Raw genomic sequence first — 9,595 nt, forward strand, 5'->3', positions numbered from 1 at the left:
GATGGATTCTAATGAAAATGCGAGTAATTTAATCCCCTATTCCATTTAATTTGTTATTTCTTCGTTAACAAAGCGATTTATTGGATTCTTTAATCCAAGATGATCGCGGAGAGTGTCTCCTTCGTAGTCCAAACGGAACAAACCTCTCTCCTGTAAAATTGGAACCACCATCTCGACGAAATCCTCTAAGTCGCCTGGTAACAGTGGAAATTGAAGCATAAAACCATCGGCAGCTTTTTCAGTAAACCATACCTCCATTTCATCAGCTACTTGAGCTGGTGTACCGACAAATCTATCTCGTCTGGCAGGGCTGAAAAATCTCGCATATAATTCACCGACTTTTATGTCTTCTTCATCAATAATTTTCTTCATTTCATTAAAATTACTTTGTATGCTATTTACTGATGGAAACTCAACATCCTTCGCTGGTGTATCTAAAGAATATTTTGAAAAATCCACGTTGCCCATATAACCAGAAACGAATTTCAAACTCTCATAAGGGTCAACGAGACTTTGGAGTTTATTGTATTTTTGAATGGCTATTTCTTCGGTTTCTCCGATAATAGGGGAAATTCCGTGAAGGATGTGGAGCTCTTCCCCGCTTCTTCCAAAATCCGTTAAAGACGATTTTAATTCTTGATAATATCGTTTCGACTCTTCAATGTTATCCCAATGAGTGAAAACGACTTCGGCTGTTCGAGCGGCTAATCGCTGCCCTGGTATTGACGCACCCGCTTGAATAATAACCGGCTGTCCCTGCGCCGAGCGTGCAATATTCAACGGACCTTTAACTGAAAAATAGTTCCCTTTATACCGAAGCTCATGTACTTTATCAGGATCAAAAAAATGTCCTGTTTCTTTGTTATGCACAAACGCATCATCTTCCCACGAATCCCATAATCCTTGGACAACATCGATGAACTCCTCCGCTCGTTCATAACGATGATCGTGCCCCCAATGTTTATCGCGACTGAAATTCAAGGCCGTTTCTCCGGTCGCATCAGCTGTCGTAACAACATTCCAGCCCACCCGTCCGCCGCTTATATGGTCAACAGAAGCAAATTGGCGAGCGAGTACATAAGGTTCACTGTACGTTGTAGAAGCTGTGGCACCAATGCCAATTTTTTCTGTCGCAGCAGCTAATGCTGTAATAAGTACAATCGGATCAAACCGATTAAGTATTTGAGGATGTGATTCATGATTAATGGCCAAACTATCTGCCACAAAGGCAAGATCAAATTTCCCTTTCTCAGCAATTTTTGAGAGTCTTTGCAAAGCTTTTACATCGATACTTGCATTCGGATTTGATGCCGGATGCCTCCATGACGCAACATGCATGCCTGTTCCAATCAAGTAAGCAGCTAACTTCATCTGTCTGTCTTGAGCCATTCTAATCTCTCCTTATTTATTAGAATATATCTCCTTATAACTGCTCAATTCTTTCAAGGTAATGAATGTTGGAATATAGTTTCCATTATAGGTCTCTTCAATAAACTTAGCCGTTTTCTCTGATTGATAGAAATCAACTAGTTTTCTGAAAACTTCATTGTCTTGATCTTCACTCCTGGCCGCTATAATATTAATATATGGCTTTGCAGTACTACTTTCATAAATAAGAGCATCTTTTAAATTTAGTCCCGCTTCTACCGCAACTCCATTATTAATCACCGAACCAGCTGTATCTTCCATCACACGTGGGGCACTTGCACCATCGACAGGAACAATTTTGATTTTCTTCGGATTTTCCTTTATTTTGTCCTGTCCACCATTCCCGTCAAAGTCATCAACAACCTTTAAGAGTTTAGCTTCTTGTAATAACAATAAAGCTCTCCCCCAGTTAGCCTGGTCATTAGGCACAGCAATTTGTGCACCATTTGGAATCTCTTCCACCGATTTATATTTACTTGAATACAAACCAAGAGGAGCAATAATTGTAGTCCCAATTGGAACGATGTCTGTATCGTTTTTCGCATTAAATGAATCTAAATAGGCAACATGTTGAAATGCGTTGATGTCAATATCCCCTTCTGCTAGCGCTGCATTCGGATCATAAGCCGATGAGAAATTAACAATTTCAATTTCCACCCCTTCTTTTTCAGCCTGTTCCTTTAAAAACTCCCATGTTCGAAGTTCAGAATTTCTAATTCCGACCTTCACTTTCGTTTGTTTCCCTCCTGCATTCGTTGAATCACTTGAGCACCCTGCCAATAACACCCCCAAGATAAGCAGTATAGGTAAAATATATTTTTTCATCATTCATTCCACTCTCCCTCTGTATACTACCGCCCTACACCCTTCTAATTTTTCGTTCGAACATATTTCCTAAACTTTGAACTCCCTGAACTACAATTACTAGAATTACAACGGTGACGAATATAGTAATGGTGCTAAAGCGTTGATAGCCATATGTTATCGCTACATCTCCAAGTCCACCGCCACCTATAGCTCCTGCCATAGCTGTAGCGCCCACTAAACCAATTGTTGCAGTTGTTATACTCAGAATTAACGACGCAAAAGCCTCAGGCATTAAAAACCTGAAAATAATTTGTAATGGTGTTGCTCCCATTGCTTTCGCTGCTTCAATAATGCCTTCATCCACTTCCAATAGCGAATTCTCTACTAGTCTTGAAATATATGGGCCAATATGAAGCACGAGTGGTACAATTGCTGCTGTGGTACCAATCGACGTACCAACAATTAGTCTTGTAAATGGGATAATCGCCACAAGCAAGATAATAAACGGAATCGACCGGAAAATGTTTACAATCGGATTCACGATAGAAAAAATAAATCTATTTTCATAAATATGACCTTTTCTTGTTACAACCAATAAAATGCCTAAGAATATTCCGATGATGCTTCCAAAAAAAAGTGAAATACTAACCATGTACAGCGTTTCCCACAAGGCGTTTAAAATGAGCTCTTTGTTTACTTCCATCCTTCGTAACCTCCTTCACTTCAACCTTTTGATTCTTTATAAACTGTAATGCCCGAACAATTTCATCATCATTTCCTATTATTTCAACAATTAAATTACCAAATGGGATGCCTTGTAACTCAGTAATATTGCCGAACAGAACGTTTATTTCCACATTAAACCTCTTCGCTGTTCTTGAAACGATTGACTGCCCAGATCTCAATCCCAAAAAATCAATTTTAAAAATACGGCTGAAATAGGCATCCTCATTGAGCAATCCATAAACACTTGATGGCACTTCATCTCGAACAACCGATCGAATGAAGTTACGTGTTGTTTCTGTTCGTGGACGGGCAAAGATATCGATCACATTCCCTGATTCAATCACGCTACCATCCTCCATCACTGCAACCCGATTACAAATTTCTTTAATCACTTCCATTTCGTGCGTGATAATTAGAATGGTAATTTTATATTCATCATTTATCCGTTTCAACAAATTCAAAATTGATTTTGTTGTTTGTGGATCCAATGCCGATGTTGCTTCATCACATAATAAAATCGAGGGGTTTGTAGCCAAAGCACGGGCAATCCCGACACGCTGCTTTTGTCCGCCTGAAAGCTGATTTGGATAGTTCATTGCTTTGTCTTCTAGACCAACAAAGCGGAGAATCTCATTAACTCGTTCTTCAATCTCTTTTTTCTTTTTTTTACTTAACAATAATGGCATCGCCACATTATCAAAGACTGTTTTGGAATTAAGTAAATTAAAATGCTGAAAAATCATGCCAATATTTTTCTTAGCTTCACGCAAATCTTTTTCAGACATCTTGGCAAGGTTTTTTCCTTCTACAATCACTTCACCTGAAGTAGGATATTCCAGTAGATTCACAGTTCGGATAAGTGTACTTTTTCCGGCCCCACTAAAACCGATAACCCCGAATATATCCCCTTTTTCAACGGTTATATTAATCTCCTTTAACGCTTCAATTTTCTTCTCCCCGTCATCAAAAACTTTTGAAACCCGACGAAATTCTATCAAAGTGGCCACCTCCTCTTTTTAATTAGCTTGGTATAGAAGCCACCCTTAAAACGCGGGCACGACGGCTCCTTCATATTGATCTAAAATAAATTCTTTGACCTTTTCCGTCGTTAGTGCATTCGCAAGCTTTTGGATCGCTTTATCGTCCTTATTGTCTGGACGAGCAACTAAAATGTTAACATATGGTGAATCCTTCCCTTCAATTATCAGTGCATCATCGAGAGGTTTTAACCCTCCTTCCAAAGCATAGTTTGTGTTAATGGCCGATGCTTCCACATCATCTAGCGAGTGAACTAAAAGAGGGGAATCGACTGGAATGAATTCTATTTTTTTAGCATTTTTTGTAATGTCCTCAATCGTATAATCCCCTGACTTGGAACCATCCAGCTCAATGATATTATTTGCCGCAAAAAGCTGTAACGATCGTGAAAAGTTTACTGGATCTTTCGGTACGGCTACTTTCGCTCCGTCTGACAATTCACCTATAGACTTAATTTTTTTGGAATAGACACCAAATGGTTCAATATGTACACCCTTCACATTAACCAAATTCAGACCACTATCTTTATTTACTTGCTCTAAGTAAGGGGTATGTTGAAAGAAGTTTGCATCCAATTCTTTGTCTGCTGTTTGTTGATTCGTTTGAATACCATCCGTAGATATCACTACATCCAGTTTCACGCCTTGTTTTTCTAAATCCGGTGCAATAAACTCTAAAATTTCTGCATGTGGTATTGAGGCTGCACTAATTTTCAAAGTCACTTCCTCATCCTTGTCTCCTTTACTCTCCGATGATGTTTGCTCATTACTTCCACAAGCACCCAATATCAGCAATACTACTGTTAAAACCGTTACGGACAGCCATTTAATTTTCTTCAATGTTTCTCGCTCCTTTTTTTATCCTTTAAATTGGAATAACAAATATTTATCAGCTGCTTCATGCCCTCTGGATCGTTTCTTTTCCTTCTATATGATAGTCTCTTCCCCTAAGAGAAGCGGACTCAACAACTGGAAGGATTGGATCCGTTCTGTTTCTTTTCGAAGCGGTGTATGCAAAATAAATTCATCCACTTGAAAAACTTTCTGAAGTTCCTTTAAAATCCCGTTAACATATCCTGGAGTCCCAGCAATAACACTTGCGGTCTGCTCTTCTATTTCGTAAGCTTCACCAGCCTGCTTCTCAAATGACTCAGCCTGCTCACGTGATTGAACTGTCAGCGTCCGGCCACTTTGTAGATGAACTTTAAATAGTTTGTGCTCGCTTGCCAGCTCCTCTGCTTTTTGTTGGGTAGGAGCTGCCACAACCGCTACTGATACGATAAAGCGACCTTCTGGGTACTTGCTTCGGTAAGCAGAAGACGCTTCATACAGGATGGTATCATCACTATTAATAAATCTGGCGAATACAAAATCCATTCTGAGGTTAGCGGCTAGTTGAGCGCTGTCTGAACTTGCACCAAGCAGAAAGGTTTCTGGCTTTTCAGGCGGTATCGGTGTTGCTTGAATACCAGAGAGCAAGTGATCATCATCGATTGAATTTTCAATTATCTTTTGCAATAAGGATGCACGTTCCCCGAAATCTTTTCCATCATTCACAGTTCCAAATTGTAACGCCTTTGTAGATAAAGGAAATCCACCTGGTGCTTTACCAATGCCAAGATCTACCCTGCCCGGGGCAAGAGTGGATAAAACATGAAAATTTTCAGCGACTTTATAAGGGCTGTAGTGCTGAAGCATGATACCTCCCGAACCTACACGAATGGATGTGGTTTTCGATAATAAATAAGAAATTAATACTTCCGGTGAAGATCCAGCAACTTGTTCCATATGATGATGTTCCGATACCCAAAAACGGGTATATCCCCATTCTTCAGCTTTTTGAGCTAGGTTTACGGTTTGCTTAAGTGCATCAACTGCCGAATTCCCAGGAAAAATGGGGCTTTGATCTAATATTCCAAGCTTAAAACTCATATGACTTTCTCTCCAATCATTAATACCGAGTTAACAAATCGAATTAGTTGTTTTAATGTAATTGAAATTCATCCTAACATTGTAAACAAGCACTTGACAACACCTTATTTGATAGAAAAATTTATTTAATTGATAAAAAAATTCTATCAATTGCTTATGAATTTGGAATGCCTTTGCCTAATAATTAACCAAGCTCTCTCCTATCATGTTTTTCTTCTTACCGCTATCAGAATAGGATTCATCAATGAGAGGAAGAGAAAAGGAGAGAGGAGTCTATGATAAGCTGGAATGAAAGAATGAAGAGTGGCTATGTGTGGTAGATAAAATTGGGGGGAATGATCGCATCATGACTATGCTTGAAATCAAGTTGGAATGAAGCCTTTGGAATTATAACAACAAAGGTGCTAGCACGAAATCGTGTCTGGCACCTAAGTCAAATATGTTCACCACTTACCATGGTTATATAATAAATCCTTGGCACTTTCAGATAAAAAATGAGCGGCTTTAATAATGGATTTTTCATCAACAGTAAAAGCTGGATGATGCCAATCTTCGTTTCCGTTTGTACCAAAAAAGGCAAAGGTACCGGGGATATGTTGAAGGTAATAGGCGAAATCTTCACCACCCATTGAAGGTTCAGGATTGATTACATGTAATGATTGCTCCAAAGCAGACCTGCGTGCCATCTCTGTGACTGCCGGATGATTAAGAAGCGCGGGCGGTCCAGGAAACCAACCAACCTCAGCTTCCTGTGAAAAAGCAGCTGCAATATGATTCACAATCGAATAAAACCTATCCTTTACTTCTTCGCGAATTGTAGATTCAAAGGTTCGAATCGTTCCTTCCAGTATTACGTCACCCGGAATTACATTCCAAGTGTTTCCACCTGTTATTCTCGTAACACTCACCACAGCACTCTCTAATGGGGATACATTCCGGCTGACGATAGTTTGAAGAGCGGTAATAAGCTGAGCCGCTGCCGCTATTGGATCTTTTCCGTTTTGAGGGATAGCCGCGTGGCTCCCCTTCCCTTGAAGGACAATATGAAAACGGTCCACCGCCGCCATTAACGGTCCTTCTTTTATCCCAATGGTGCCGACAGGCAAATTGGGTTTATTGTGCAGGCCAATTACAGCCGCTACATCGTCAATTTGACCATCTTTTATCACATGCTCCGCTCCGCCACCTAATTCTTCTGCAGGTTGAAAAAGCAATCGCACTGTCCCGCACAACTCTGATTGATATTCTTTTAAAAGGTAGGCAGCACCTATTGCAGCTGCAGTATGAAAATCATGGCCGCAAGCATGCATCACTCCTTTTACTTTCGAAGCAAATGGAAGCCCGGTTCGTTCCTCAATCGGAAGCGCATCGATATCCGCCCTTATGGCGACTGTCGGTCCGGGCTTGCCGCCCTTTATATCTGCAAAAACACCTGTTTTCAATCCTGTATGACGGATCTCAATGCCCTCTTCCTCGAGCCACGTTTGTATCGATTTTGTCGTTTCAAATTCTTCATTTGATAACTCAGGATATTGATGTAAATGGCGCCGTATCGATATTAAGCGCTTTTCCAGCTCTCGATTCATACAGTCGCCTCCTTCTATAAATCTAAGCGATAGCATTTTACTAAAATATCATGATTTTGAAATTCCTTCGTTCGATCCCGTTTAAAGCCAAACCATTCATATAGTTTAATGGCTTTATGCATCTTATCAGTAGAATGTAGATACAAACTGGACGCACCTTGCGATTTTGCATAATTTACACTAGCTTTTAATAATTCCTGAGCGATACCGCGTCCCCTTGATTCGGGATGAACGGCCAACAACCGGATGATTGGTGAAAAAATCCCAAGTTCCGGCTTTTCATATGCTTTTTCAGATGACTGAAAAAGCTGTAATGTGCCAAGGATATCCTGATTGCACTTTGCAACCAACACCTTATCAACATGTGGATTATCCACCGAGGATTCAATATTTTTTAAATATCCTTCCCAAGCTTCCGGGTTCGAATATTCATGTTCATATTGTTGATAACTTTCTACCAATAAGCGGCGCACCGTCTCTTTATCTTCTTCAATCAATTCATCGACTACGATTGTATTAATCATACGTCCTCCTTTTGCCCCTTCCTTTAATTGGCCCTTTCTTCTAAAAACGATACGGAAAAATCTCTTGATATCCGGTTTAAAAATTGTCGTGTTCGCTCTTTTTTTGGAGCATTGAAAATCTCCAATGGTGACCCTTCTTCAACAATGACCCCGCCATCCATGAAAAGAACGCGATCCGATATCTCTTTAGCAAAACTCATTTCATGGGTCACAATCACCATCGTGATGCCTTCCTGTGCAATTGCTTTTATGACAGAAAGCACCTCCCCAACCAACTCAGGGTCGAGTGCCGACGTTGGCTCGTCAAATAGAATGACCTCCGGATTTAAAGCAAGCGCCCTGGCAATTCCAACACGCTGCTGTTGCCCTCCTGACAATTGCGAAGGGAAATGGTTATGCTTATCTCCCAAACCTACTTTTTCCAATAACAGCTCGCTTTCCCGTTTCGCTTCAGCTTTCTTATATTTTTTTGTAACAATTAACCCTTCCATTACATTCTCCAAAACAGTTTTATGAGCAAATAAATTATAATGCTGAAAAACCATTGCCGATTGTCTCCTAAGGGATAAGATTTCCCTTTTGGTCGCCTTTTTAGACTTCACCTGGATATCTCCGACTTGAACAATTCCCTCATCTGGCTTCTCGAGAAAGTTCAAGCACCTAAGCAGGGTCGTTTTCCCAGATCCACTCGGTCCAAGTATGGTAACTACTTCTCCCTTTCCTATTTTCAAATTAATCCCTTTTAAAACAGGCTGCTGGTTAAATGATTTTTTTATATCTTTTAAATAAATCATTGTACTCCTCCTCGATTATAGGCAGTGGCCTTTTTCTCAATTAAAAACGAAAGCCCCTCTGCAATGATTGTGAGGCCCCAATAAATTAAACCAGCAGCGATAAAAGACTCCAAAAATTTCAAATTGGTGGATGCAACTATATTGGCTGCTCCTGTCATTTCTTTTTGCGATACAATGAAGGCAATAGATGACGTATGCAAGAATCCAATAAAAATATTCGTGAAATTCGGGATGGACTGAGCAATGGCCTGTGGCAAAACAATTCGCGTCATGGCTTGAAACGAATTCATCCCCACGGAAAAGGCAGCCTCCATTTGGCCATTGGAGACACTGATAATTCCCGATCTGAATATTTCTGATAAATAGGCACCCGCACTCAACGATAAGGCGGTTAAGACAAATAAAATGATCGGAATGGAATTAGATTGAATACCCAAATCAAATTTTTTTGAAATTTGATCGATTAATAATGGAAAACCGAAATAAATGAGCATTATGTGCATAATAATTGGTGTTCCTCTAAAGAAGGAAACATATCCATTTGCAACTCTACAAAGAAATTTCACTTTATATATCCTAATCAAGGCAACAGCGAGACCGATAATAAAACCTGCAAGAAGAGGAAGAATCGTTAAGATAAGTGTGATCGGAAGTGCTTTAATAATCTCCTTAAAAGCAGCCCAAATGAATAGAATATCAATCGTCAAGTCCTTCTCTCCTCCCTTTGTTATCCAGTAACAGACACATCAACAGTTTGATAC

The 9,595-nt window shown here is 39.9% G+C and carries 10 protein-coding genes; all 10 read right to left on the reverse strand.

What is annotated here, in order from left to right; translation table 11 throughout:
* Nucleotides 1-45: 45 nt before the first annotated feature.
* A complete protein-coding gene (locus tag ACFVSH_RS09335) occupies nucleotides 46-1,389 on the reverse strand; it encodes an LLM class flavin-dependent oxidoreductase (RefSeq protein ID WP_387602053.1) in 1,344 nt (447 codons plus the stop codon).
* 12 nt (nucleotides 1,390-1,401) lie between these two features.
* Nucleotides 1,402-2,253, reverse strand: coding sequence for a MetQ/NlpA family ABC transporter substrate-binding protein (locus ACFVSH_RS09340; RefSeq protein ID WP_387705749.1), 852 nt, complete (start codon nucleotides 2,251-2,253; stop codon nucleotides 1,402-1,404).
* 34 nt (nucleotides 2,254-2,287) lie between these two features.
* Nucleotides 2,288-2,938, reverse strand: a complete 651-nt coding sequence (locus ACFVSH_RS09345; RefSeq protein ID WP_377394950.1) for a methionine ABC transporter permease — start codon at nucleotides 2,936-2,938, stop codon at nucleotides 2,288-2,290.
* Nucleotides 2,880-3,959, reverse strand: a complete 1,080-nt coding sequence (locus ACFVSH_RS09350; RefSeq protein WP_377394953.1) for a methionine ABC transporter ATP-binding protein — start codon at nucleotides 3,957-3,959, stop codon at nucleotides 2,880-2,882. Before ACFVSH_RS09350 ends, ACFVSH_RS09345 begins: the two co-directional genes overlap by 59 nt.
* Before the next feature lie 45 nt (nucleotides 3,960-4,004).
* Entirely contained in the window at nucleotides 4,005-4,838 is an 834-nt protein-coding gene (locus ACFVSH_RS09355; protein WP_377394956.1) for a MetQ/NlpA family ABC transporter substrate-binding protein, read from the reverse strand.
* An 87-nt stretch (nucleotides 4,839-4,925) separates the two neighbouring features.
* Nucleotides 4,926-5,930 carry an LLM class flavin-dependent oxidoreductase gene (locus tag ACFVSH_RS09360; RefSeq protein WP_387705741.1) on the reverse strand — a complete coding sequence of 335 codons (1,005 nt, stop codon included), beginning with the start codon at nucleotides 5,928-5,930 and terminating at the stop codon, nucleotides 4,926-4,928.
* A 443-nt stretch (nucleotides 5,931-6,373) separates the two neighbouring features.
* On the reverse strand, nucleotides 6,374-7,516 hold the full coding sequence (locus ACFVSH_RS09365) for an amidohydrolase (protein ID WP_387705743.1): 1,143 nt from the start codon (nucleotides 7,514-7,516) through the stop codon (nucleotides 6,374-6,376).
* A gap of 14 nt (nucleotides 7,517-7,530) precedes the next feature.
* On the reverse strand, nucleotides 7,531-8,040 hold the full coding sequence (locus ACFVSH_RS09370) for a GNAT family N-acetyltransferase (protein ID WP_089362828.1): 510 nt from the start codon (nucleotides 8,038-8,040) through the stop codon (nucleotides 7,531-7,533).
* A gap of 23 nt (nucleotides 8,041-8,063) precedes the next feature.
* On the reverse strand, nucleotides 8,064-8,834 hold the full coding sequence (locus ACFVSH_RS09375; RefSeq protein ID WP_387705745.1) for an amino acid ABC transporter ATP-binding protein: 771 nt from the start codon (nucleotides 8,832-8,834) through the stop codon (nucleotides 8,064-8,066).
* Nucleotides 8,831-9,541 (reverse strand): amino acid ABC transporter permease, encoded by a 711-nt coding sequence (locus ACFVSH_RS09380; protein ID WP_387705747.1) that lies wholly within the window; start codon nucleotides 9,539-9,541, stop codon nucleotides 8,831-8,833. The genes ACFVSH_RS09375 and ACFVSH_RS09380 overlap by 4 nt, the downstream gene beginning before the upstream one ends.
* Between the last annotated feature and the right edge of the window lie 54 nt (nucleotides 9,542-9,595).

Source organism: Peribacillus sp. NPDC058002, from assembly GCF_042886655.1.
Classification (GTDB): domain Bacteria; phylum Bacillota; class Bacilli; order Bacillales; family DSM-1321; genus Peribacillus; species Peribacillus aracenensis.